Here is a 23,354-nt window from a genome sequence, read left to right as displayed (position 1 = left end):
GAATGCGCTCTGGATTGATCGCACAGAAGGTGGGCATGACCCGCATCTACACGGATGCGGGCGAGCAGGTGCCGGTGACGGTGCTGAAGCTGGACAACTGCCAGGTTGTTGCTCATCGGACGGAAGATAAGAACGGGTACACCGCGGTCCAGCTCGGAAGCGGACTCGCCAAGGTGAAAAACACGCCGAAGGCTGAGCGTGGTCATTTCGCCAAGGCCGAGGTCGAGCCGAAGCGCAAGGTCACGGAGTTCCGTGTGAGCCCGGACAACCTCATCGAGGTTGGCGCCGAACTCACCGCCGAGCATTTCGTCGTCGGCCAGTTCGTCGACGTCAGCGGCACCTCGATCGGTAAGGGTTTTGCCGGTGTCATGAAGCGCCACAACTTCGGTGGTGGCCGCGCGACCCACGGTAACTCGGTATCGCATCGTGTTCACGGTTCGACTGGCCAGCGCCAGGACCCGGGCAAGGTGTTCAAGAACAAGAAGATGGCTGGTCACATGGGCGACGTCCGCGTGACCACTCAGAACCTCAAGGTCGTTCGCACGGATGTCGAGCGCGGCCTGATCATGGTCGAGGGTGCCGTTCCCGGCGCCAAGGGCGGCTGGATCGAGGTTCGCGATGCGGTCAAGCGCGCGCTCCCCAAGGATGTCCCGGTTCCGGGCGCCTTCCGGAAGCTCGGTGCGACGGCTGAAGCTGCGGTCGAAGCGAAGGAGGCCGAATGATGGATATTAAGGTCACCAAGCTCGACGGTACGGCTGCTGGCGAGATTTCGCTCTCGGACGAGATCTTTGGTCTCGAGCCGCGCGGCGACATCCTGCACCGCATGGTTCGCTGGCAGCTCGCCAAGCGCCAGGCCGGCACGCACAAGTCGAAGGGTCGCTCGGAGATCTCCGGCACGACCAAGAAGATGTACAAGCAGAAGGGCACCGGCGGCGCACGCCACGGCGCCAAGACTGCGCCGCAGTTCCGCGGCGGCGGCAAGGCCTTCGGTCCGGTGGTGCGCAGCCATGCGCACGACCTGACCAAGAAGTTCCGCCAGCTGGCGCTGAAGCACGCGCTTTCGGCCAAGGCCCGCGGCGACAACCTGGTCATCGTTTCGGACATCGCCATCGATGCGCCGAAGACCAAGGCGGTCAAGGAAAACCTTGCCAAGCTCGGCTGGGCCAATGCGCTGATCATCGACGGCGCTTCGGTCAACGAGAACTTCGGGCTTGCTACCCGGAACGTCCCGCATATCGACGTTCTGCCGGTGCAGGGCATCAACGTGTACGACATTCTGCGCCGCGAGAAGCTCGTGCTGACCAAGGCTGCGGTCGAGGCGCTGCAGGAGCGGTTCAAATGAGCGATCTGTCGCATTACGACATCATCCGCAGCCCGGTGCTGAGCGAGAAGTCGACCATTGCTACCGAACAGAGCAAGGTCGTCTTCAACGTTCTGAAGACCGCGACGAAGCCCGAAATCAAGGCGGCTGTCGAAGCGCTGTTCAAGGTCAAGGTCACGGGTGTGAACACCCTCGTCCGCAAGGGCAAGGTGAAGCGCTTCCGCGGTATCGTGGGCAAGCAGAGCGACGTCAAGAAGGCGATCGTGACGCTTGCTGAAGGTCAGTCGATCGACGTTTCTACCGGTCTCTGACGCGAAAAGAATAGGCTGAAGCCATGGCTCTCAAGCACTACAAGCCGACTACGCCGGGACAGCGCCAGCTTGTTCTCGTCGATCGTTCGGAGCTCTACGCCGGCAAGCCCGTCAAGGGCCTGACGGTTGGTCTCCGCCAGAGCGGCGGTCGCAACAATCTCGGACGCGTCACGGCCTATGGCCGTGGCGGTGGCCACAAGCGTTCCTATCGCCTGATCGACTTCAAGCGTAACAAGCGCGACATCCCCGCCGTCGTCGAGCGGATCGAGTACGATCCGAACCGTACGGCGTTCATCGCCCTCATCAAGTATGAGGATGGCGAGCTCAGCTACATCCTGGCGCCGCAGCGTCTGGCCGTTGGCGACAAGGTGATCTCGGCGGCCCAGGCCGACGTGAAGCCGGGCAACGCGATGCCGCTCGGTGCGATGCCGGTCGGCACGATTGTCCACAACGTCGAGATGAAGCCGGGCAAGGGCGGTCAGATCGCCCGTTCGGCCGGTGCTTATGCACAGTATGTTGGCCGCGACGGCGCCATGGCGATCCTGCGCCTGAACTCGGGCGAACAGCGCCTGGTCTCGCAGACCTGCATGGCCACGATCGGTGCGGTTTCGAACCCGGACCACGCCAACATCTCGCTCGGCAAGGCCGGTCGTAACCGTTGGCTTGGCAAGCGTCCGAGCGTCCGCGGCGTCGCCATGAACCCGGTCGACCATCCGCACGGCGGTGGTGAAGGCCGGACCTCGGGTGGCCGTCATCCGGTCACGCCGTGGGGCAAGCCGACCAAGGGCAAGAAGACCCGCAACAACAAGTCGACCGACAAGTTCATCGCGCGCAGCCGTCATCTGCGCAAGAGCAAGTAAGAGAGGGGCTGTCCGTGGCTCGTTCTATTTGGAAAGGCCCGTTCGTCGACGGCTATCTCCTCCGCAAGGCCGAGAAGAGCCGCTCTTCGGGTCGTGGCGAGGTGATCAAGATCTGGAGCCGTCGCTCCACGATCCTGCCCCAGTTTGTGGGCTTGACGTTTGGCGTCTATAACGGCCAAAAGCACGTTCCGGTCATCGTCAACGAGGACATGGTCGGTCACAAGTTCGGCGAGTTCTCGCCGAGCCGGACCTACTATGGCCACACGGCCGACAAGAAGGCGAAGAGGAAGTAACATGGGCAAGCCGAAGCGCGAACGCGCGCTGAAAGACAACGAGGCCCGCGCGATCACGCGCATGATCCGTGTCTCTCCGCGCAAGCTCAACCTTGTCGCCCAGCTGATCCGCGGCAAGAAGGCCAGCACGGCGCTCGCCGACCTGACCTTCTCCGAGAAGCGGATTGCGCGTGACGTAAAGAAGACGCTGGAATCCGCGATCGCAAACGCCGAGAACAATCACGATCTCGACGTTGATTCGCTGGTGGTCGCCGAGGCATTCGTCGGCAAGGCCCTGGTGATGAAGCGCTGGACGCCGCGGGCTCGCGGTCGCGTCGGCCGGATCGAGAAGCCGTTTTCGCACCTGACCATCGTGGTGCGTGAGACCGAGGAGGCTGCATAATGGGCCAGAAAGTCAATCCGATTGGCCTCCGCCTCGGTATCAACCGGACGTGGGACAGCCGCTGGTTCGCCAACAAGGGCGAATACGGCAAGCTGCTCCATGAGGACATCCGCATCCGCGAGATGCTCCTGGTCGAGCTGAAGCAGGCGGCGGTCTCCAAGATCGTCATCGAGCGTCCGCACCGCAAGTGCCGCGTCACGATCTACTCGGCTCGTCCGGGCATCGTGATCGGCAAGAAGGGCGCCGACATCGAGAAGCTGCGCAAGCTGGTCGGCAAGCTGACCGACAGCGAAGTGCATCTGAACATCGTCGAAGTCCGCAAGCCGGAGATCGACGCGACCCTGGTCGCGGCCTCGATCGCCCAGCAGCTGGAGCGCCGCGTCGCGTTCCGCCGCGCCATGAAGCGCGCCGTCCAGTCGGCGATGCGTCTCGGCGCCCAGGGCATCCGCATCAACGCCGGTGGCCGTCTTGGTGGCGCGGAAATCGCCCGCCTCGAGTGGTACCGCGAGGGTCGGGTTCCGCTGCACACGCTGCGCGCTGACATCGACTACGGCACCGCGACCGCCCACACGGCCTATGGCACGTGCGGTATCAAGGTGTGGATCTTCAAGGGTGAAATCCTCGAGCACGATCCGATGGCTTCCGAGCGTCGCCTGACTGAGGGTAACGAGCAGGGCTCGAATACTCGTCGTCGCGACGCCGCGGCCTAATCGGTCGGAACTGAGGGCGAGAGAGAACAGAAATGCTGCAACCGAAGCGCACCAAGTTCCGCAAGCAGTTCAAGGGCCGTATCCATGGCGTCGCCAAGGGTGGTACGGATCTGAACTTCGGCGGGTTCGGCCTCAAGGCCCTGGAGCCGGAACGCGTCACGGCGCGACAGATCGAAGCGGCGCGCCGCGCGATCACTCGTGCTATGAAGCGCGCGGGACGCGTGTGGATCCGGATTTTCCCGGATGTGCCCGTCACGTCGAAGCCGACCGAAGTCCGAATGGGTAAGGGTAAGGGCGCCCCGGAATACTGGGCGTCCCGCGTCAAGCCTGGCCGGATCATGTTTGAGATCGACGGTGTCGACGAGGAGACCGCCCGTGAGGCGCTCCGTCTCGGCGCGGCGAAGCTCCCGATCAAGACGCGCTTCGTACAGCGCATCGCCGATTGATCGGCGAACGGACGAGGATAGGGCCATGAAGGCGAAAGACGTTCGGCTGCAGACCGCCGATCAGCTCGAAACCGAGCTCGGAAACCTGAAGAAGGAGCAGTTCAACCTGCGCTTTCAGCGGGCGACCGGCCAGCTCGAAAACACGGCGCGTGTCCGGCAGGTTCGCCGCGACATCGCCAGGATCAAGACCATCGCTGCGCAGAAGAGCGCGGCGGACAAGCGCTGAGGAGGCGAGCATGCCGAAACGCGTTCTGCAGGGCAGCGTCGTCAGCGACAAGACCGACAAGACTGTCGTTGTTCTCGTCGAGCGTCGCTTCACGCATCCGGTCTTGAAGAAGACCGTGCGTCGGACGAAGAAGTACCACGCGCATGACGAAGGCAACGTTCACAAGATTGGCGACCTGGTCTCCATCGAAGAGACGGCGCCGATTTCGAAGAACAAGCGCTGGATCGTTGTCGGTACCGAGCAGTCGGGCGACAAGTAAGGCACTGGATAAGGTTCGTTGCTGCTGATCCCTTCGGGTCGGTGGCAACCATAAAAGTAGGCGGCCAGTCATGATTCAGATGCAGACTAACCTCGACGTGGCGGATAATTCCGGCGCTCGTCGTGTGATGTGCATCAAGGTTCTCGGCGGTTCCAAGCGGAAGTACGCCTCGGTCGGCGACATCATCGTTGTGTCGATCAAGGAGGCGATCCCGCGGGGTCGCGTGAAGAAGGGCGACGTCATGAAGGCGGTCGTCGTTCGCACAGCCAAGGATATTCGTCGTCCGGATGGCAGCGTCATCCGTTTCGACAAGAATGCGGCGGTTCTGATCAACAACCAGAAGGAGCCGATCGGGACTCGTATCTTCGGGCCGGTTCCGCGTGAGCTTCGCGCGAAGAACCACATGAAGATCATCTCGCTCGCGCCGGAGGTGCTGTGATGGCTGCCAAGATCAAGAAGGGCGACAACGTCGTCGTCCTCGCAGGCAAGGATAAAGGTAAGTCGGGCGAAGTGCTTCGCGTGATCCCGTCGGAAGACCGCGCCGTCGTGCGTGGCGTCAACGTCGGTCGCAAGCACCAGAAGCAGACGGCGAGCGAGCAGGGCGGCATCGTCGCCAAGGAGCTCCCGATCCATCTGTCGAACATCGCCCTGGCTGATCCCAAGGATGGCAAGCCGACTCGCGTCGGTTTCCAGGTGACCGAAGACGGGCGCAAACAACGCGTCGCAAAGCGTTCGGGAGATGTGATCGATGGCTGAGGCAGCTTACGAGCCGCGGCTCAAGAAGTTTTATGAAGACGAAGTACGGGCGAAGCTCGTCGAGGAATTCGGGTACAAGAACCCGATGCAGGTTCCTCGTCTCGAGAAGATCGTGCTGAACATGGGCGTTGGCGAAGCCGTCAACGATTCCAAGAAGGTCGGCACCGCCCTTGGTGACCTGGCGCTCATCGCTGGCCAGAAGCCGGCCGTGACGAAGGCTTCGAAGTCCATTGCGACGTTCAAGCTGCGCGAGAACATGCCGATCGGCGGCAAGGTCACGCTGCGCAAGGCGCGCATGTACGAGTTCCTCGACCGCCTGGTCACGATCGCGCTGCCGCGCGTCCGTGACTTCCGCGGCCTGAACCCGAAGAGCTTTGATGGTCGTGGCAACTTCGCCATGGGCATCAAGGAGCACCTGATTTTCCCGGAGATCAATTACGACAAGATTGATCAGGTCTGGGGAATGGACGTGATCGTCTGCACCACGGCCAAGACCGACGAGGAAGCTCGCGCCCTTCTGAAGGCGCTGAACTTCCCGTTCCGCCAGTAACCGGTGCCGGGATAGGACGAGGGACAATCGATGGCTAAGAAGAGCTCGATCGAGAAGAACAACCGGCGCCGCAAGCTTGCCAAGCAGTATGCCGGCAAGCGCGACCGCCTGAAGGCTGTGGCAAATGACGAGAGCCTGTCGCTCGAGGAGCGCTTCCAGGCGCGCCTCAAGCTGGCGGAGCTGCCGCGGAACGCGTCCGAGACGCGCATCCGCAATCGTTGCGAAGTGACGGGCCGCCCGCGCGGTGTCTATCGCAAGCTGATGATGTCGCGTATTGCATTGCGCGAACTCGGGTCGCTGGGGTTGATCCCGGGCCTCGTCAAGTCGAGCTGGTAAGGAGCACGGTCCGATGACAATGACCGATCCTCTGGGTGATATGCTCACCCGCATCCGCAATGCTCAGATGCGCCGGCAGTCGAAGGTTTCGACGCCGTCCTCGAAGCTGCGTTCGAACGTTCTCGGTGTTCTGCAGTCGGAAGGCTACATTCGTGGCTTTGCGGACTCGGTGGATGGCGAAGGCCGTCCGGTGATCGAGATCGAACTGAAGTATTATGATGGCGAGCCAGTGATCCGCACCATCGAGCGTGTCTCGAAGCCGGGTCGCCGGGTCTATGCCTCGGTAAAGAACATCCCGCAGGTCAAGAATGGCCTCGGCGTGTCCATCCTGTCGACGCCGAAGGGCGTGATGTCGGATTCGGATGCCCGCGACCAGAATGTCGGCGGTGAGGTTCTTTGCCAGGTATTCTGATCTGGCTGATGGCGAAACACGAACCGGACGGATTAGTCTGATGTCTCGTATTGGTAAGAAGCCGGTGGCCGTGCCCAAGGGCGTTACGGCTACGATCAACGGCCAGACGGTGTCGGTGAAGGGTCCGAAGGGCGAGCTGTCCTTCGACTTCACGGATCACGTCGCAGTGGAACTGACGGAAGCGGGCGTTCAGGTCGCCCCGCGTGATGACAGCAAGCCGGCTCGCGCCGCTTGGGGCATGTCGCGCACCATGATTTCGAACCTGATGAAGGGCGTGAGCGAGGGCTTCTCGAAGAAGCTCGAGATCAACGGCGTGGGTTACCGCGCCGCCGTCCAGGGTTCGAACCTGCAGCTCGCGCTTGGCTACAGCCATGACGTGATCTACGCGATCCCGGAAGGCATCAAGATCGAGACCCCGCGTCCGGTCGAGATCATCGTCTCGGGCATCGACAAGCAGAAGGTCGGCCAGGTTGCGGCCGAGATCCGCGAGTATCGCAGCCCCGAGCCGTACAAGGGCAAGGGCGTCAAGTACGCAACCGAAACTATCTTCCGCAAGGAAGGTAAGAAGAAGTAACGGAGACGGTCATGGCCAATATTCAGCAGGAACGCCGCGCTGCGCGCGTCCGCCGTGCGCTCCGCAAGGTTGCGAACGGACGGCCCCGGTTGAGCGTCTACCGCTCGTCGGAGCACATCTACGCCCAGGTGATCGACGACGCCGAAGGGCGTACGCTCGCCGCGGCTTCGACCCTCGAGAAGGACCTTCGTGGTTCGCTCAAGACGGGTGCCGACAAGGCAGCCGCCGAGGCGGTCGGCAAGCTCGTCGCAGAGCGCGCCAAGGCAGCCGGCGTTACGCAGGTCATCTTCGACCGCGGCGGTTACCTTTTTCATGGCCGCGTGAAGGCGCTGGCTGACGGCGCTCGCGAGGGCGGTCTCGACTTCTGATGCGCTGAGGCGCGTCATCACGAAACACAGGACGATTGGATCTTTCGATGGCCAGAGAGCAGCGGGAAGAGCGCGACAGCGAATTCGTCGACAAGCTCGTTCACATCAATCGCGTCGCGAAGGTGGTGAAGGGCGGACGGCGGTTCGGCTTCGCAGCCCTCGTCGTCGTCGGCGACCAGAAGGGCCGGGTCGGTTTCGGCCACGGCAAGGCGCGTGAAGTGCCTGAAGCAATCCGCAAGGCGACGGAAGCCGCGAAGCGCAGCCTGGTTCGGGTTCCGCTGCGCGAGGGACGTACGCTTCACCATGACGTGTTCGGTCGCCACGGCGCCGGCAAGGTCTTCCTGCGCGCCGCAGCGCCGGGTACCGGCATCATCGCCGGCGGCCCGATGCGCGCCGTGTTCGAGACCCTCGGTGTCCAGGACGTCGTCGCCAAGTCGATGGGTTCGTCGAACCCGTACAACATGGTGCGCGCCACGTTCGCAGCCCTGAATGCCGAAGACAGCCCGCGCAGCGTCGCGGCCCGTCGTGGCATCAAGGTTTCGGCACTGCAGGCCCGTCGCGGCGGCGAAGTCGACGCTTCCGCCGAGGCGTGAGCGCCCGATTGAATTCGAGGATTTGACCAAATGGCCAAGAAATCTGAAGGCGCCGCCAAGACGATTACCGTCGAGCAGACCGGCAGCCCGATCCGTCGCCCGGTCGAGCAGCGTGCTACGCTGATCGGCCTCGGCCTCAACAGGATCCGTCGCCGTTCGACGCTGCAGGATACCCCTGCGGTTCGCGGCATGATCGCCAAGGTGGCTCACCTCGTCCGCGTTGTGGACGAGGCCTGAGCCCAGAAGGACCAGTTCGATGAAGCTCAACGAGATCAACGACAACCCGGGCTCCAGCAAGAACCGCATGCGCGTCGGACGCGGTATCGGTTCGGGCAAGGGCAAGACCGGTGGTCGCGGCGTCAAGGGCCAGAAGTCGCGCACGGGCGTGGCGATCAAGGGCTTTGAAGGCGGCCAGATGCCGCTGCATCGGCGTCTGCCGAAGCGCGGCTTCACCAACATCTTCGCCAAGGACTACAACGAGGTCAGCCTCGCTCGCGTCCAGGCGGCGATCGATGCGGGCAAGCTCGATGCGAAGAAGCCGGTGACGGTCGAAGCGCTGAAGGAAGCCGGCGTTCTGCGTCGCGTCCAGGACGGCGTTCGCCTCCTCGGCGTCGGCGAACTCAAGGTCGCCGTCAACTTCGAGATCGCTGGCGCGTCTAAGCCGGCCATCGAAGCGGTCGAGAAGGCTGGCGGTTCCGTCAAGCTGCTCGCCGCCCAGGCAGAAAAGACGGACGCAGAGTAAACTGCGTCGTTCGGGGAGGGGCGCCGCTTGTCGCGGCGCCTCCGAGAGACCACTTGATGCCCGGCAGGGGCATTGGGGCCCGGTTTCCGGGCCCGAACGGAGCGGCGAATGGCATCAGCGGCTGAACAACTGGCGGCCAATCTCAATTTTGGCGCCTTCGCCAAAGCCGAGGCTCTGAAGAAGCGCATCTGGTTCACGCTGGGTGCGCTGCTCGTCTATCGGCTCGGCACCTATATTCCGCTTCCCGGCATCAATCCGGAAGCGCTGGCTAGCGCCTTCAGCAATCAGCAGTCCGGCATCCTGGGCCTGTTCAACATGTTCTCCGGCGGTGCCGTCGGACGCATGGCGATCTTCGCGCTCGGCATCATGCCGTACATCTCGGCGTCGATCATCATCCAGCTGATGACGTCGATCGTCCCCTCTCTCGAAGCCTTGAAGAAGGAAGGGGAGGCGGGTCGCAAGATCATCAATCAGTACACGCGCTACGGCACGGTCCTTCTCGCGCTCGTGCAGGCCTACGGCATTTCGGTAGGTCTCGAGGGCGGCAGCAACATCGTCATCGATCCCGGCATGTTCTTCCGGATCTCGACGGTGATCACGCTGACCGGCGGCACGATGTTCCTGATGTGGATCGGCGAGCAGATCACCTCGCGCGGCATCGGCAACGGCATTTCGCTGATCATCTTCGCCGGCATCGTCGCCAACATCCCGCACGCCCTGATCGGCATGCTGGAACTCGGCCGCCAGGGCGCTCTGCCGACCTGGGTCATCCTGGCCGTGGCCGTCGTCGCCGTCGTCGCGATCGCGTTCATCGTGTTCATGGAGCGGGCCCAGCGCCGCCTCATCATCCAGTATCCGAAGCGCCAGGTTGGCAATCGGATGTTCCAGGGTGAGTCGTCGCACCTGCCGCTGAAGCTCAACACGTCGGGCGTCATTCCGCCGATCTTCGCGTCGTCGCTGCTGCTGCTGCCGGCAACCATCGCCAACTTCACGGCCCAGGGCGGCGCGCCCGGCTGGCTGACCTCGACGGTGGCGCTGCTTGGCCATGGCACCGTGCTCTACATGCTGCTGTACGCGGCGATGATCATCTTCTTTGCCTTCTTCTACACGGCGATCGTGTTCAATCCGACCGACACGGCCGACAATCTGAAGAAGCATGGCGGGTTCATTCCGGGTATTCGTCCGGGCCAGAGGACGGCCGAGTACATCGACTACGTGCTGACGCGCATCACGCTTCTCGGCGCGATCTACCTGGTGATCGTCTGTCTGCTGCCTGAAGCGCTGATCTCGGCCACCCACGTTCCGTTCTACTTTGGCGGTACATCGCTGCTCATCGTCGTCAACGTGACGATGGATACGGTGTCGCAGGTCCAGGGCCATCTGTTGGCGCATCAGTATGAGGGCTTGGTCAAGAAGTCCAAGCTCCGGGGGAAAAGGCGATGAGACTGATCCTGCTCGGACCACCAGGAGCGGGTAAGGGTACGCAGTCGGCTCGTCTTGTGAAGCGTTACGGAATTCCGCAGCTGTCCACCGGCGACATGCTGCGGGCCGCCGTCGCGGCCGGAACGCCGATCGGCCTGCAGGCCAAGGCGATCATGGACGCCGGCAACCTGGTTCCCGACGAGGTCGTCGTCGGGATCGTTGCGGAGCGAATCGAGGAAGCGGATGCCCGCAAGGGCTTCATCCTCGACGGCTTTCCCCGCACGATCGCCCAGGCGGACGCGCTCGAGAAGATGCTGGCGAGCAAGGGCGTCAAGCTCGACGCCGTCGTCGAGCTCAAGGTCGATCAGTCCAAGCTGACGGATCGAATCACCAAGCGCGCCGACGAGACCCGCGCCCGCGGCGAACCGGTCCGGAAGGACGACGATCCGGAGGTCTTCAAGACCCGGCTCGCCGCCTATAACCGGGATACGGCGGTGATCTCGCCTTACTACAAGGCGGGCGGTCGCCTGATCGAGATCGATGGCATGCGTTCGATCGACGAGGTTTCGTCGGAAATCGAGAGCACGCTGGATAGACTTGACGAACAGGTCGAGAGTCGATAAGGCTCGCGACCTGCTGCAAACGGGTTATGGCGTTCCCTGATATTTCAGGGGACGGCATTGCTTGTTTGCGCAAGAGCATGCCCGCACGAGCCGGCCTCCACCGGACGCGGGATTTCGAGGCGCCGACGAAAAGTTTCGTCGGCTGGAGATGGAGACGGCAGTGGCCCGTATTGCAGGCGTAAACATCCCGACGAACAAGCGCGTCATCATCGCGCTCCAGTACATCCACGGGATCGGCGCGAAGAACGCGCTCGACATCATCACCAAGACGAACATCGCTCCCGAGCGTCGCGTCAACGAGCTCACGGATGCCGAAGTTCTGGCGATCCGCGAGGCGATCGACCGCGACTACGTCGTGGAAGGCGATCTCCGTCGCGAAGTCGCGATGAACATCAAGCGGCTTATGGACCTCGGCTGCTACCGCGGCCTGCGTCATCGCCGTGGTCTTCCGGTTCGCGGCCAGCGCACGCACACCAATGCGCGCACCCGCAAGGGTCCGGCCAAGCCGATCGCCGGCAAGAAGAAGTAATAATCATAGAGTTCGGGGCGCTAGGCCCCCGGTGGAGCCGCCGGTTTTACGGCGGTGTCGAGATCGAACGTAAGGATAGAGAATGGCCAAGGACACAACGCGCGTACGTCGCCGCGAGCGGAAGAACATCTCCTCGGGCGTTGCGCATGTGAGCTCGACGTTCAACAACACCATGATCACCATCACCGACGCGCAGGGCAATGCGATTTCCTGGTCGTCGGCTGGCATGATGGGCTTCAAGGGTTCGCGCAAGTCGACCCCGTACGCCGCGCAGATGGCTGCGGAAGACGCGAGCCGCAAGGCTGCCGAACACGGCATGAAGACGCTTGAAGTTGAAGTCACGGGCCCGGGTTCGGGTCGTGAGTCGGCTCTGCGCGCTCTGCAGGCTGCTGGCTTCACCATCACCTCGATCCGTGATGTGACGCCGATCGCGCACAATGGCTGCCGGCCGCGGAAGCGTCGCCGCGTCTAAGGCCTTGGACGGCGTCCTCGCCGGGCGCCGTCTTCACCGCGTATCGGCATTCGGCGCTCCGCCCTTAGCCGGAGCGCCACGCCACCTGAACCGTCAGGTGGCGTTCGAGATCGAAAGGATACGATCGTGATCCATAAGAATTGGCAAGAGCTGATCAAGCCGAACAAGCTCGAGGTGACGCCGGGATCCGATCCCAAGCGTCTCGCCACCGTCGTGGCGGAACCTCTTGAGCGCGGCTTCGGTCTGACGCTCGGCAACGCGCTGCGGCGCGTGCTGCTGTCCTCGCTCCAGGGCGCCGCGGTCACCGCCGTCCAGATCGACGGCGTGCTGCACGAGTTCTCGTCCATTGCCGGCGTCCGGGAAGATGTCACCGACATCATCCTGAACATCAAGGAAATCTCCATCCGCATGCAGGGCGAAGGCCCGAAGCGCATGGTGGTCCGCAAGACCGGTCCGGGCGTCGTCACCGCTGGCGACATCCAGACCGTCGGCGACATCGAAGTCCTGAACCCCGAGCTGGTTCTCTGCACGCTTGACGAAGGCGCCGAGATCCGCATGGAGTTCACCGTCAATACCGGCAAGGGCTACGTCGCCGCCGACCGCAACCGCGCGGAAGACGCTCCGATCGGGCTCATCCCCGTCGACAGCATCTATTCGCCGGTCAAGAAGGTCTCGTACCGTGTCGAGAACACCCGCGAGGGTCAGGTTCTCGACTATGACAAGCTCACGCTGACGGTCGAGACCGATGGCTCGCTTCGTCCCGACGACGCTGTGGCTTACGCCGCCCGCATCGTGCAGGACCAGCTGTCGATCTTCGTCAACTTTGAAGAGCCGCAGAAGGAAGCCGTGTCGGAAGCGATTCCGGAGCTGGCCTTCAACCCGTCGCTTCTGAAGAAGGTGGACGAGCTGGAACTTTCGGTCCGCTCGGCCAATTGCCTGAAGAACGACAATATCGTCTATATTGGCGACCTGATTCAGAAGACCGAGGCAGAGATGCTCCGGACCCCGAATTTCGGCCGCAAGTCGCTCAACGAGATCAAGGAAGTTCTCGCCCAGATGGGTCTCCATCTCGGCATGGAGGTCACCAACTGGCCGCCGGAGAACATCGAAGAACTCGCCAAGCGTTACGAAGATCATTACTAAGACAGCACCCACGGCGTGAGCCGCCGGTCGTTAAACTGAGGAGAGAGCCATGCGCCACGGTAATTCCGGTCGCAAGTTCAGCCGCACCGCGAGCCACCGCAAGGCGATGTTCGCAAACATGGCTGCCGCGCTGATCACGCACGAGCAGATCGTCACCACGCTGCCGAAGGCGAAGGACCTGCGTCCGATCGTCGAGAAGCTGGTCACGCTCGGCAAGCGCGGCGATCTGCACGCCCGCCGCCAGGCCATCGCGCAGCTGCGCGACGTCGCCGCCGCCAAGAAGCTGTTCGACACGCTCGGCCCGCGCTACCAGGAGCGCCAGGGTGGCTACCTTCGCGTTCTGAAGGCCGGCTTCCGTCATGGCGACAACGCACCGATCGCCGTGATCGAGTTCGTCGAGCGCGACGTCGACGCAAAGGGTGCCGCTGACCGCGCCCGTACGGCCGCCGCCGAGGCAGCCGAAGGCGCCGCCGCGTAAGCGGATCGCACCCGGCAAAGTTACGAAAAGGGCGACCCTCGGGTCGCCCTTTTTGTTTTTGGAACTTGGTCTGGCGGGGTAGGTCGGCCCGAGCCGCGATCTCGATCTCCAGCCCGATTGGATGCCCGTGACCCGTATCCGTCGCGCTTGCCGGCCGGCCCTGGAGAAAGGGCGCAGGGGGGCTCGTCCCTGGTCCGGGCTTCGCTCGTTCGCAAGGCAAGGAGAGATCGCTCAGCCAACCCGCGCCCGCCTGTGGGCGAGGGCTCGGCCTGCGTATCGGTGGATGGGTGGGGTTGCTCGCCGGACTCCCTCTCCCGCCTGCGGGAGAGGGCTCGGGTCAGGGGCTTTGGGCTGCCTCGGCCCCTAGAGCTTCTCGACGGCGGTGAAGCGGAACAGGAAGCTCGGCTCCATCATCGACTGCATCAGCGAGAGACGGCTGGAGCGATAGCAGTCGGGTTCGTCGGCGAAGAAGGTTCCGGCGAAGCGGACGGTGTCGCCGGCCTTCATCTTGCCGAGGCTCTGCGCGACGGGCGAGCCGGCCGGGACCAGAGTCTGGTCCTCCATGTCCGACATCGCGTTGTTCCAGGTCTTCACCAGCGTGCCGTCGGGCAGCGCCATCGTCACGGTCAGCCGCTTGCCGGAATCGGTATCGAGCGACTGGATCTGGCCGATCCAGTTCTTCACTTCCGGCTTCGGCAGCGCCTTGCAGATGGCTGCCGCGCGCTGCGGCTGGATCGCATCGCGTTCGTCGTCGGGCGCCTTGTCAAAGGCGTCGCGGGCCGTACGCACGGCCTGGGTGAAAGCGGCCTGGTCCTTCGGCTGCTGCGGCGCCAGCACGCCGAGCAGGGCTGCCGCTTCCTCGGCGGGGCTGGTGCCGGCGGCAGCGGGCGGGGCCTCGGCGGGCGGTGCGGCGCCGGCGAGCGGATCCTGCTCGCCGCTCGGGTCCACCGTGGTGGTGGTGACAGGCACCGGATCGGGCAGGGCGGACGGCTCGAGTTGCGACTCGTCCTTGTTGGAGGCGGCAGGTGATTCGGCCGGTTCGATCACGCGGACCTGGGGAGCCGGCTCGGTCGGTTCGGGAGCGGCCGGGGCTTCCGCTTCGGCCGGCTGCGGCGTCTCGGCCGGAGGCTCGCTAGGCAGTGCTTCGGGTTCGGAAGGCTCCAGCAGGGCGATGTGCGGCATCGTGACCGGGAGCGCCGGCTTCATGATCACGCCAGCGGCGCCCGCGACGAGCAGCACGGTGCCCATCGCGATCGCGGCAAAGTTCGTGCGGCTGATTCCATTGAGAAGCAGGGGGACCAGCCCGGCCAGCAGACCCAGCAGACCTACGATGAACAGTGCGATCCAGAGCATTCCGATCCCTTCGTCCCGGCTGGATTATCCAGATGTCGGGCTCGCCGCCAAGAGCCGTCCGGCTGGCTGGAGCGAATATCCGCCGGTTTGGTGACACGAACTCTGGGCGAGGCTGTGGCAGTTGAACAGGGGGTTCGGGAACCGCCTGTGGATTCGCTCGCCAACCGGAGCGGGCATCGGCCGGCGAAGGCCACTGCCGCGCCGCATTTCGTGTAGCATTCTTGGCGAAGGAATCCCGTCAGAAAGGCTCTCTCCATGCGGTTTGGAATTGCGGTTGCAGTTGGATTGGCCGGCGCGTTGCTGTGCGGCCAGGCAATGGCCGCGGAACGCACGGTCCCCCCCTCGGAGGCCGCCCTCCGCTATTCCTTCTCGCCGATCGTCAAGCGCGTCTCGCCGGCGGTCGTGAACGTCTATGCCTCGCGCGTCATCCAGCAGCGCGCTTCGCCCTTCATGGACGACCCGTTCTTCCGCCGCTTCTTTGGCGGCGAGATGGACAATGCGCCGCGCAAGCGCGTGCAGCAGTCGCTCGGCTCTGGCGTCATCGTCGACGCGTCCGGCGTGGTGGTGACCAACTATCACGTCATCGCCAATGCCGACGAGGTCAAGGTGGCGCTGTCGGACAAGCGGGAGCTCGAGGCCGAGGTGGTGCTGAAGGACGAGCGGATGGATCTCGCCGTGCTGCGCCTCAAGGGCGGTGACGGCCAGTACCCGGTCGTCTCCTATGCCGATTCGGACGCGCTGGAGGTCGGTGATCTCGTGCTCGCCATCGGCGACCCGTTCGGGGTCGGTCAGACGGTGACGAGCGGCATCGTCTCGGCGCTGGCCCGCACGCAGATCGGCGCCTCGGACTACCAGTTCTTCGTGCAGACGGACGCGGCCATCAATCCCGGCAATTCCGGTGGCGCGCTCGTCGACATGGACGGCAAGCTGGTCGGCATCAACACGGCGATCTATTCGCGCAGCGGCGGCTCGATCGGCATCGGATTCGCGATTCCATCCAACATGGTGCGCGTCGTCGTTCAATCGGCGCTGAAGGACGGCAAGCTGCAATTGCCGTGGCTCGGCGCCGGCCTGCAGCAGGTGACCCCGGAGATCGCAGACGGTCTCGGCATCGGCCGTCCGCGCGGCGCGCTCGTCACCGACGTGGTGGCGTCGAGCCCGGCCGAGCGGGCCGGCCTGAGGTCGGGCGACCTCGTCATCAGCGTCGACGGCATCGAGGTCGACGATCCGAACGGCCTCAATTACCGCCTGGCCACGAAGGGCGTCGATGGCCGGGTGAATCTCGACTATATCCGGGCCGGAAAGACGTTTTCGACCGAGCTGGCTCTGATGGCGGCGCCGGAAATTCCGGCTCGCGACCAGCGTACGATCGACGGCAACTCGCCCTTTGCCGGCGTCACCGTCGTCAATCTCTCGCCGGCCGTGATCGAGGAGTTCGCCTATGCCGGCAAGCGCGACAAGGGCGTGCTGATCCAGTCGGTCGAGCAGGGTTCGGCGGCGGAAGGCGTCGGTTTCCGCGCCGGCGACATCATCGTCGAGACGAATGGCGTGCAGATCGGCTCGACGAAGGACCTGGCCGGTGTCGCGGCGGAGCGGGCTTCGCGCTATAGGCTCGTGATCGAGCGCGGCGGTCGCCTGATCCGTTCGCAGGTCGGACGCTAGTCGGTTGGACGTTTTGAGATGAGCAATCTGTTCGAGGCAGCCGGAATGGAGAGGGCCGCGCCGCGGCCCCTGGCCGATCGGCTTCGCCCCGAACGGCTTGCCGACGTGGTCGGTCAGGACCACCTGGTCGGTCCCGATGGCGCGCTGACGCGCATGCTCAATTCCGGTTCGCTCGGCTCGATGATCTTCTGGGGCCCGCCCGGCACTGGCAAGACCACCGTGGCGCGGCTGCTGGCGCATGAGACGGACCTGCATTTCGAACAGATCTCGGCGATCTTCTCCGGCGTCGCCGATTTGAAAAAGGTGTTCGACCAGGCGCGGGGGCGGCGGCAGATCGGCAAGGGCACGCTGCTCTTCGTCGACGAGATCCATCGCTTCAACCGCGCCCAGCAGGACAGCTTCCTGCCGGTGATGGAGGACGGCACGGTCACGCTCGTCGGCGCGACCACCGAAAACCCGTCCTTCGAGTTGAACGCCGCTCTGCTGTCGCGCGCCCGCGTGCTGGTGTTCCATTCGCACGGGCCGGAATCGATCGCCAAGCTGCTCGATCGCGCCGAGGCGGTCGAGGGCAAGCCGCTGCCCCTCGACGAGGAGGCACGCGAAGCGCTGATCCGGATGGCGGATGGCGACGGCCGCGCCTCGCTGACCCTCTCCGAGGAAGTCTGGCGCGCGGCGAAGCCGGGCGAGATCTTCGACGCCAAGGGACTGCAGGAAATCGTGCAGCGGCGGGCGCCGATCTACGACAAGGGCCAGGACGGCCACTACAATCTGATCTCCGCCCTGCACAAGTCGATCCGCGGCTCGGACCCGGATGCCGCGCTCTACTATCTCGCGCGCATGTTCGACGCCGGCGAGGATCCGCTCTATCTCGGTCGCCGGCTGGTGCGGATGGCCGTCGAGGATATCGGCCTCGCCGATCCGCAGGCGCTCGTCGTCGCCAACGCGGCGAAGGACGCCTACGATTATCTCGGCAGCCCCGAGGGCGAACTCGCCTTCGCCCAGGCGGCCGTCTATCTCGCCACCGCGCCGAAATCGAACGCCGTCTATACCGCCTTCAAGGCGGCGATGCAGGCGGCCAAGCAGGGTGGCTCGCTGCTGCCGCCCAAGCACATCCTGAACGCCCCGACCAAGCTGATGAAGGACGAGGGCTACAACGCCGGCTATCGCTACGACCACGACGAGCCGGATGCCTTTTCGGGGCAGGACTATTTCCCCACCGCGCTCGGCCGGCAGAGCTTCTACCAGCCCGTGGAACGCGGCTTCGAGCGCGACATCCGCAAACGCATGGACTATTGGGCCAAGCTGCGCAAGGAGCGCGGCGGCGGCTAGCCGCCGACCTCGTGACCCGCTTCCTTTCCCAGATTTTCTCATGTCCAAGTGACGGGAGGCGCGGGGAAGCGGAGGGGCGGATGCGGTGCCGTAGGTTGTTGTCGTGCTTCGGCGCGATCGGGTTGGCGCTCGCCATGGCGCAGGGCGCGGAGGCGGCGAGCCGCACGGAGTTCCATCAGTCGGCGCCGAGCCCGGTTCTTGGCCGCGCTATTCCCTATGCGGTCTATGTTCCGGACGGCCAGCCGGCGGCGGGCGAGCGCTGGCCGGTGCTCTATCTGCTGCATGGCTTGACCGGGCGCGACGGCGACTGGTTCACCTGGGGCAATCTCGCCACCATCCTCGACCGGCTGATCGCGTCCGGCGAGATCCGGCCCATGGTCGTGGTGGCGCCGGGCGCGGGCGACAGCTGGTATGTCGACAATTCTGATACTGGCAGCCTTGGCCGCATGGAAACGGCGCTGATCGAGGATTTCATTCCGGCGATCGAGGCGCGCCTGCCAACGGCGGCGTGCCGCGACGGGCGGGCGATCGGCGGGCTGTCGATGGGCGGGTATGGGGCGCTGTTCCTGACGCTTCGCCATCCGGATGAGTTCCGCGCCGTCATCAGCCTTTCCGGCGCCATCGCCGAGCCGATGGGGCCGGGCGACCCGCGCCTCCATGCGGATTTCGTGCGCGATCTCTACAAGGGCTCCTATGGCGAGCCGATCGACCGCGACCGCTTCAACGCGCTCAATCTGTTCACGCTCGCCGCCGCGACGCAGGCGTCGTCCGATCCCGTGCGGATCTGGATGGCGATCGGCGACCAGGACTATCCCGAACTGCGGCGCGCCGGCGGCCGGCTGGCCAAGGCGCTTGTGGCGCAGGGCTATCCGGTCGAGCAGAGGAGCGGCGAGGGGCGGCATTTCTGGGACTACTGGCAGCGGGCGATCGAGCCGGCGCTGACCTGGCTGTCGCCGCAGCTCACGACGCGCTGCGACTGACGGGGCTCTTTCCGGCCGGGGCGGCGAGTTGCATGATGGCGGCCTCAATGGGAGTGCGCGCCTTGATCCTCATCGGCCAGTATGATTCGCCCTTCGTCCGCCGCGTGGCGATCGCCATGCATCTCTACGCCATTCCGTTCGAGCATCGGCCCTGGTCGGTCTTCGGCGATGCCAAGAAGATCGCGCCCTACAATCCGCTGACACGCGTGCCGACGCTCGTGCTCGACGATGGCGACGTCGTCATCGAGAGCGCGGCGATCCTGGATTATCTCGATGAACTCGCCGGCGAGGAAAAGGCGATGATCGCGCCGTTCGGGCCGGAACGGCGGCGGGCGCTCAAGGTCTGCGCGCTGGCGACGGGGCTGGCCGACAAGGCCGTCAGCCTCGTCTACGAGGCCGTGCTGCGCAAGGACGAGTCCAAGGTCTGGGTCGAGCGCTGCAAGACGCAGATCGCCGGAGTCCTCGACGCTCTCGAGGCGGATCGCGCCGATCGGCCGTCGCCATGGTGGTTCGGCGACCGCATCGGCCATGCCGATATCGCGGTCGCCTGCGCCTATCGCTTTACCACCGAGGCCCACCCCGGCCTGCTCGGCGACCGGCACTGGCCGCGCGTCGAAGCGCTTTCGGCCGAGTGCGAGGCGCTTTCGGTGTTCGCCGAGAATTCCCAGGCGGTGTCGCCGCCCAAGGCCTGAACCGTCCGGCCTGACGGGCCTCACGCGAGCTTTTCGACCGCGATGGCGAGGCAGGCCTCGAAGGCGGCGAGATCGGTGTAGAGCGCGGCCGGATCGGCATTGCCGACGACGACCGCGCCGCCGCGCCGCTCGATGCCGCCATGCAGCATCAGATTGTCGATCATCTCGAAATCCTCGACCGAGAGCCCGTCCGGCCCGCGCTTGTGGCCGTCCTCGCCCTCGGCGACGGCGCCGCCGTAATATTCGAGCACGCGCGCGAAGTGGTTGGCGGAGACGTTGGTGTAGGCGAAGACGGGCTTGCCGAGCCCGCACATGAAGCCGAGTTCGAAGGTCGTGCCGGTGTCGGCGGCGATGCCGCGGAACGGTGTCAGGTTGGCGATGGTCGCGTCGGCCGCCAGCATCATCTGCTCGTCGACTTCGCTGATCGCCAGTCCGAAGCCCTTCTTGGTGTCGGAGGGCGGGATATCGAGGTCGCCTGGCGAGATCGGCGTGAAGCCGGCGGCGCGGGTCAGCGCCGCCTTGCGGTCGAGGATCTCACGGGCGTTGGCGAGGAAGACTTCGGGGCCCGCGAGGTAGATCTTTTTCGACAAGACTGGAAACCCTTTGCTGGGGACGGATGGACCGCCATGGATGCTGCCCGCCAGCGATACCGGCGCGCGTGAAGAAGGCGTAAGCGGGCGGGGCGTCAGGCCTTCCCGTCGGTCGCCGGCAAGGGTGAGGCGTCCTCGGCCGGCAGCCGGCGGCGCTTCAGCGTCGAGATCGTAGCGGCGAGGGCGAAGAGGAAGAGCAGAAGGAAGCTCGTCTCGACCGCGCCGAGGATCGGATGGCCGTAGAAGATGACATCGTCGGTGCGCGCGCCCCCGATCACCTGCATGCGCCAGGCGAGCGTCGACGCGGCGCTGGCGACGCCGAGACTGACGCCCAGCATGCGGGCGAGGTTGAGCATGGCGCCGGCCTCACCGGAAAGCGCCGGCGGCGCTGCGCCCATGGTGGCGCTGTTGTTCGGCGCCATGAACATGCCGAGCCCGGCGCCGAAGACCGCCAGCGACAGAATGCCGAACAGGCGCGAGGGGGCCGGCTCCAGCGCCACGAGCGAGAGCGCGAGCAGAGCCGCGGCGCAGAGCGCCATGCCGGCGAGGTTGAGGGTCGTGGCGCCGAGCCGGTTGACGAAGGAGCCGGCGATCGGCGCGGCGATGCCAAGCGCGATCGGGATCGCCGCCAGCCGCAGGCCGGCCAGTTCCGGCGTGTCGTGGAAGCCGCGCACCAGTGCGAAGGAAATCAGGTAGAACATGCCGTAGAGCATGGCGTAGCTCAGCATCACAGCGACGATGCCGAGCGAGAAAGCCTCCGACTGGAACAGTTTGAGATCGACCAGCGGCGAATCGGTCCGCCGTTCGTGCCTGACGAACAGCACCAGCAGCGCGATGCCAGCGAGGCTGGTGCCGATGAACGATGCCGAGGCAATGCCCCAGTCGGCGGCCTGGTTGAGCGCCAGCACGATGCAGAGCAGCGCCGGCGGCAGCAGCAGCGCGCCCAGCGCGTCGAACCGGCCCTCGGCGCGGCCTTCGTCGCGCGGCAGGATCAGCCAGCCGAGCAGGACGCCGACGACGCCGATCGGGGCGGTGACCCAGAAGATCGAGCGCCAGCCGAGCGAGCCGATCAGCAGGCCGCCGACGATCGGCCCCAGGCTGACGCCGATCGCCTGCGCGGCCGAGAAGATGCCCATGGCACGCCCGCGCCGTTCCTTGCCGGCGGCGCGGACCAGGATCGAGACCGAATTGGCGCCGAGCAGGGCGCCGCCGAGGCCCTGCAGGACGCGGAAGGCGATCAGTTGCGGCAGGCTGGTCGCGATGCCGCAGAGGACGGAGGCGATCAGGAAGGCCGCCATGCCGACGAGGTAGAGCTGCTTGCGGCCATATTGCTCGCAGAGCCAGCCGAAGACGGGCAGCGAGGCGGAGAAGCTGAGCAGATAGGCGAGCGCGACCCAGCTCGTCAGCGTCTCGCGCGTGTGGAAGACCTCGGCGAGATGCGGCAGCGCCAGTTGCACGACGCTGGCGTCGAACTGGCCCATGAAGCTGCCGATGCAGGTGACGCCGACGATGTACCAGGGATAGGCGGGCCGAGCCGCCAGCCGTTCGCGAAACGTGGCCACCGTCGGTCGCGGCGCATCCGCCGGGCCGCTATCTCTCAGTCCAAGCGGTTCATTCATGCATGCCTCTCCCACCCCTGCCGTTACGCTAGCATGGATTGGCGCGGATGCATCTTCCGCTACGCGTCTGGTGATCCGCGTGCGACAGGGTATTTTATCGTCGCAAGGCTGGCGTATAAGCGGCCGAGCCATGTGGAAGGGCCGCTCGCGGCCCGCAGAGAGGGAACATCCCAAATGAAGACTCGCGCCGCCGTCGCCTGGGAAGCCAACAAGCCGCTCACGATCGAAACAATCGATCTGGAGGGCCCGAAGGCCGGCGAAGTGCTGGTCGAGATCATGGCGACGGGCGTCTGCCACACCGACGCCTACACGCTGTCGGGCCTCGATTCGGAGGGCAAGTTCCCGGCCATCCTCGGCCATGAAGGCGCGGGCATCGTCCGCGAGGTCGGCGCCGGCGTCACCTCGGTGCGCCCCGGCGACCACGTCATTCCGCTCTACACGCCGGAATGCCGCCAGTGCAAAACCTGCCTGTCGCAGCGCTCCAACCTCTGCACGGCGATCCGCTCTACCCAGGGCCAGGGCCTGATGCCCGATTCGACCTCGCGCTTCCGTTGCGACAGCGAGACCGTGTTCCACTACATGGGCACGTCGACCTTCTCGAACTTCACCGTGCTGCCCGAGATCGCCGTCGCCAAGGTTCGCGAGGACGCGCCCTTCGACAAGATCTGCTACATCGGCTGCGGCGTGACCACGGGCGTCGGCGCGGTGATCCACACCGCCAAGGTCTGGCCGGGCGCGAACGTCGTCGTCTTCGGCCTCGGCGGCATCGGCCTCAACGTGATTCAGGCGGCCCGCATGGTGGGCGCCGACAAGATCATCGGCGTCGATCTCAATCCCTCCAAGGTCGCGATGGCGAAGAAGTTCGGCATGACGCATTTCGTCAATCCGGACGAGGTCGGCCGCGACAAGGTCGTGCAGGCGATCGTCGACCTGACCGGCGGCGGCGCCGATTTCTCGTTCGAGTGCATCGGCAATGTTCACACCATGCGCCAGGCCCTGGAATGCTGCCATCGCGGCTGGGGAGAAAGCATCGTCATCGGCGTGGCGCCGTCGGGGGCCGAGATCTCGACCCGTCCGTTCCAGCTCGTCACCGGCCGGGTCTGGAAGGGCTCGGCCTTCGGCGGCGCGCGCGGCCGCACCGACGTTCCGAAGATCGTCGACTGGTACATGGACGGCAAGATCAACATCGACGACCTGATCACGCACACCATGCCGCTCGATGAGATCAATACCGCCTTCGACCTGATGCATGAAGGCAAGTCGATCCGCAGCGTCGTCGTATTCTGATCGCCTGACGGAGGCGGGCGGCCCTTTCTGGCTGCC

At 64.9% G+C, this 23,354-nt stretch carries 34 protein-coding genes; 31 read left to right on the top strand and 3 right to left on the bottom strand.

Features of this window, described 5'->3' with window-relative positions; translation table 11 throughout:
• Positions 1-2: 2 nt before the first annotated feature.
• The 26 genes from rplC (at position 3) to rplQ (ending at position 13,806) form a co-directional block, all read left to right on the top strand.
• Positions 3-722, top strand: coding sequence for a 50S ribosomal protein L3 (gene rplC, locus WFK98_RS11640; RefSeq protein WP_266338165.1), 720 nt, complete (start codon positions 3-5; stop codon positions 720-722).
• Positions 722-1,342, top strand: a complete 621-nt coding sequence (rplD, locus tag WFK98_RS11635; RefSeq protein ID WP_266338203.1) for a 50S ribosomal protein L4 — start codon at positions 722-724, stop codon at positions 1,340-1,342. Before rplC ends, rplD begins: the two co-directional genes overlap by 1 nt.
• A complete protein-coding gene (locus WFK98_RS11630; RefSeq protein ID WP_201400063.1) occupies positions 1,339-1,632 on the top strand; it encodes a 50S ribosomal protein L23 in 294 nt (97 codons plus the stop codon). Before rplD ends, WFK98_RS11630 begins: the two co-directional genes overlap by 4 nt.
• 23 nt (positions 1,633-1,655) lie before the next feature.
• Complete coding sequence (gene rplB, locus WFK98_RS11625) at positions 1,656-2,492, top strand: 50S ribosomal protein L2 (protein WP_266338164.1); 837 nt, start codon at positions 1,656-1,658, stop codon at positions 2,490-2,492.
• A gap of 14 nt (positions 2,493-2,506) precedes the next feature.
• Positions 2,507-2,785, top strand: a complete 279-nt coding sequence (rpsS, locus tag WFK98_RS11620) for a 30S ribosomal protein S19 (RefSeq protein ID WP_018184908.1) — start codon at positions 2,507-2,509, stop codon at positions 2,783-2,785.
• Position 2,786: 1 nt separating this feature from the next.
• A complete protein-coding gene (gene rplV, locus WFK98_RS11615) occupies positions 2,787-3,167 on the top strand; it encodes a 50S ribosomal protein L22 (protein ID WP_266338163.1) in 381 nt (126 codons plus the stop codon).
• On the top strand, positions 3,167-3,877 hold the full coding sequence (rpsC, locus tag WFK98_RS11610) for a 30S ribosomal protein S3 (RefSeq protein ID WP_266338162.1): 711 nt from the start codon (positions 3,167-3,169) through the stop codon (positions 3,875-3,877). The genes rplV and rpsC overlap by 1 nt, the downstream gene beginning before the upstream one ends.
• Positions 3,878-3,909: 32 nt before the next feature.
• Positions 3,910-4,323, top strand: coding sequence for a 50S ribosomal protein L16 (gene rplP / locus WFK98_RS11605; RefSeq protein ID WP_201400060.1), 414 nt, complete (start codon positions 3,910-3,912; stop codon positions 4,321-4,323).
• Positions 4,324-4,348: 25 nt separating this feature from the next.
• On the top strand, positions 4,349-4,549 hold the full coding sequence (gene rpmC, locus WFK98_RS11600) for a 50S ribosomal protein L29 (protein ID WP_266338161.1): 201 nt from the start codon (positions 4,349-4,351) through the stop codon (positions 4,547-4,549).
• A 10-nt stretch (positions 4,550-4,559) separates the two neighbouring features.
• The gene (gene rpsQ, locus WFK98_RS11595) at positions 4,560-4,808 is read left to right on the top strand and encodes a 30S ribosomal protein S17 (RefSeq protein ID WP_266338160.1); all 249 of its coding nucleotides are present in this window, start codon (positions 4,560-4,562) and stop codon (positions 4,806-4,808) included.
• A 70-nt stretch (positions 4,809-4,878) separates the two neighbouring features.
• On the top strand, positions 4,879-5,247 hold the full coding sequence (rplN, locus tag WFK98_RS11590) for a 50S ribosomal protein L14 (protein ID WP_029075463.1): 369 nt from the start codon (positions 4,879-4,881) through the stop codon (positions 5,245-5,247).
• The gene (gene rplX, locus WFK98_RS11585; RefSeq protein ID WP_266338159.1) at positions 5,247-5,564 is read left to right on the top strand and encodes a 50S ribosomal protein L24; all 318 of its coding nucleotides are present in this window, start codon (positions 5,247-5,249) and stop codon (positions 5,562-5,564) included. Before rplN ends, rplX begins: the two co-directional genes overlap by 1 nt.
• The gene (gene rplE / locus WFK98_RS11580; RefSeq protein WP_266338158.1) at positions 5,557-6,114 is read left to right on the top strand and encodes a 50S ribosomal protein L5; all 558 of its coding nucleotides are present in this window, start codon (positions 5,557-5,559) and stop codon (positions 6,112-6,114) included. Before rplX ends, rplE begins: the two co-directional genes overlap by 8 nt.
• 30 nt (positions 6,115-6,144) lie before the next feature.
• The gene (gene rpsN, locus WFK98_RS11575; protein WP_266338157.1) at positions 6,145-6,450 is read left to right on the top strand and encodes a 30S ribosomal protein S14; all 306 of its coding nucleotides are present in this window, start codon (positions 6,145-6,147) and stop codon (positions 6,448-6,450) included.
• Between the two features lie 13 nt (positions 6,451-6,463).
• Complete coding sequence (gene rpsH / locus WFK98_RS11570) at positions 6,464-6,862, top strand: 30S ribosomal protein S8 (RefSeq protein WP_266338156.1); 399 nt, start codon at positions 6,464-6,466, stop codon at positions 6,860-6,862.
• Between the two features lie 40 nt (positions 6,863-6,902).
• Complete coding sequence (gene rplF / locus WFK98_RS11565; RefSeq protein ID WP_266338155.1) at positions 6,903-7,436, top strand: 50S ribosomal protein L6; 534 nt, start codon at positions 6,903-6,905, stop codon at positions 7,434-7,436.
• Between the two features lie 11 nt (positions 7,437-7,447).
• Positions 7,448-7,804 (top strand): 50S ribosomal protein L18, encoded by a 357-nt coding sequence (gene rplR / locus WFK98_RS11560; protein ID WP_266338154.1) that lies wholly within the window; start codon positions 7,448-7,450, stop codon positions 7,802-7,804.
• A gap of 47 nt (positions 7,805-7,851) precedes the next feature.
• Complete coding sequence (gene rpsE, locus WFK98_RS11555) at positions 7,852-8,397, top strand: 30S ribosomal protein S5 (RefSeq protein ID WP_266338153.1); 546 nt, start codon at positions 7,852-7,854, stop codon at positions 8,395-8,397.
• Between the two features lie 30 nt (positions 8,398-8,427).
• Positions 8,428-8,634, top strand: a complete 207-nt coding sequence (gene rpmD, locus WFK98_RS11550; protein WP_266338152.1) for a 50S ribosomal protein L30 — start codon at positions 8,428-8,430, stop codon at positions 8,632-8,634.
• Between the two features lie 19 nt (positions 8,635-8,653).
• Positions 8,654-9,139 carry a 50S ribosomal protein L15 gene (rplO, locus tag WFK98_RS11545; RefSeq protein WP_266338151.1) on the top strand — a complete coding sequence of 162 codons (486 nt, stop codon included), beginning with the start codon at positions 8,654-8,656 and terminating at the stop codon, positions 9,137-9,139.
• A 108-nt stretch (positions 9,140-9,247) separates the two neighbouring features.
• Positions 9,248-10,582: a preprotein translocase subunit SecY gene (gene secY, locus WFK98_RS11540; protein ID WP_266338150.1), complete on the top strand. Its 1,335-nt coding sequence runs from the start codon at positions 9,248-9,250 to the stop codon at positions 10,580-10,582.
• Entirely contained in the window at positions 10,579-11,184 is a 606-nt protein-coding gene (locus WFK98_RS11535) for an adenylate kinase (protein ID WP_266338149.1), read from the top strand. Before secY ends, WFK98_RS11535 begins: the two co-directional genes overlap by 4 nt.
• 160 nt (positions 11,185-11,344) lie before the next feature.
• On the top strand, positions 11,345-11,713 hold the full coding sequence (gene rpsM, locus WFK98_RS11530) for a 30S ribosomal protein S13 (protein WP_266338148.1): 369 nt from the start codon (positions 11,345-11,347) through the stop codon (positions 11,711-11,713).
• A gap of 82 nt (positions 11,714-11,795) precedes the next feature.
• The gene (gene rpsK / locus WFK98_RS11525) at positions 11,796-12,185 is read left to right on the top strand and encodes a 30S ribosomal protein S11 (RefSeq protein WP_266335047.1); all 390 of its coding nucleotides are present in this window, start codon (positions 11,796-11,798) and stop codon (positions 12,183-12,185) included.
• A gap of 123 nt (positions 12,186-12,308) precedes the next feature.
• A complete protein-coding gene (locus tag WFK98_RS11520; protein ID WP_266338202.1) occupies positions 12,309-13,328 on the top strand; it encodes a DNA-directed RNA polymerase subunit alpha in 1,020 nt (339 codons plus the stop codon).
• A gap of 49 nt (positions 13,329-13,377) precedes the next feature.
• On the top strand, positions 13,378-13,806 hold the full coding sequence (rplQ, locus tag WFK98_RS11515) for a 50S ribosomal protein L17 (RefSeq protein WP_266338147.1): 429 nt from the start codon (positions 13,378-13,380) through the stop codon (positions 13,804-13,806).
• 363 nt (positions 13,807-14,169) lie between these two features.
• Here the strand turns inward: rplQ and WFK98_RS11510 are convergent, their stop codons facing one another.
• Positions 14,170-15,159, bottom strand: a complete 990-nt coding sequence (locus WFK98_RS11510) for a hypothetical protein (protein WP_266338146.1) — start codon at positions 15,157-15,159, stop codon at positions 14,170-14,172.
• A 315-nt stretch (positions 15,160-15,474) separates the two neighbouring features.
• Here WFK98_RS11510 and WFK98_RS11505 point away from each other — a divergent pair, with 315 nt between their 5' ends.
• The 4 genes from WFK98_RS11505 to WFK98_RS11490 all read left to right on the top strand — a co-directional run bounded on the left by WFK98_RS11505 (position 15,475) and on the right by WFK98_RS11490 (position 19,822).
• Positions 15,475-16,821, top strand: coding sequence for a DegQ family serine endoprotease (locus WFK98_RS11505; protein ID WP_336800293.1), 1,347 nt, complete (start codon positions 15,475-15,477; stop codon positions 16,819-16,821).
• An 18-nt stretch (positions 16,822-16,839) separates the two neighbouring features.
• Complete coding sequence (locus WFK98_RS11500; protein ID WP_336800292.1) at positions 16,840-18,150, top strand: replication-associated recombination protein A; 1,311 nt, start codon at positions 16,840-16,842, stop codon at positions 18,148-18,150.
• An 80-nt stretch (positions 18,151-18,230) separates the two neighbouring features.
• The gene (locus tag WFK98_RS11495; RefSeq protein ID WP_336800291.1) at positions 18,231-19,130 is read left to right on the top strand and encodes an alpha/beta hydrolase; all 900 of its coding nucleotides are present in this window, start codon (positions 18,231-18,233) and stop codon (positions 19,128-19,130) included.
• A gap of 62 nt (positions 19,131-19,192) precedes the next feature.
• Positions 19,193-19,822: a glutathione S-transferase family protein gene (locus WFK98_RS11490; protein ID WP_266338142.1), complete on the top strand. Its 630-nt coding sequence runs from the start codon at positions 19,193-19,195 to the stop codon at positions 19,820-19,822.
• 20 nt (positions 19,823-19,842) lie between these two features.
• Here the strand turns inward: WFK98_RS11490 and WFK98_RS11485 are convergent, their stop codons facing one another.
• A complete protein-coding gene (locus WFK98_RS11485) occupies positions 19,843-20,412 on the bottom strand; it encodes a nucleoside 2-deoxyribosyltransferase (RefSeq protein WP_336800290.1) in 570 nt (189 codons plus the stop codon).
• Positions 20,413-20,507: 95 nt separating this feature from the next.
• Complete coding sequence (locus WFK98_RS11480) at positions 20,508-22,031, bottom strand: DHA2 family efflux MFS transporter permease subunit (protein WP_336800289.1); 1,524 nt, start codon at positions 22,029-22,031, stop codon at positions 20,508-20,510.
• Between the two features lie 174 nt (positions 22,032-22,205).
• Between WFK98_RS11480 and WFK98_RS11475 the strand changes: the two genes are divergently transcribed.
• Entirely contained in the window at positions 22,206-23,318 is a 1,113-nt protein-coding gene (locus WFK98_RS11475; protein WP_266338139.1) for an S-(hydroxymethyl)glutathione dehydrogenase/class III alcohol dehydrogenase, read from the top strand.
• Positions 23,319-23,354 lie beyond the last annotated feature (36 nt).

The sequence above is a fragment of the Kaistia sp. MMO-174 genome (assembly GCF_037147815.1).
Lineage (GTDB): Bacteria > Pseudomonadota > Alphaproteobacteria > Rhizobiales > Kaistiaceae > Kaistia > Kaistia nematophila.
The sequence above is the reverse complement of the archived record's forward strand: the minus strand, read 5'-3'. Positions and strand labels throughout refer to the sequence as shown.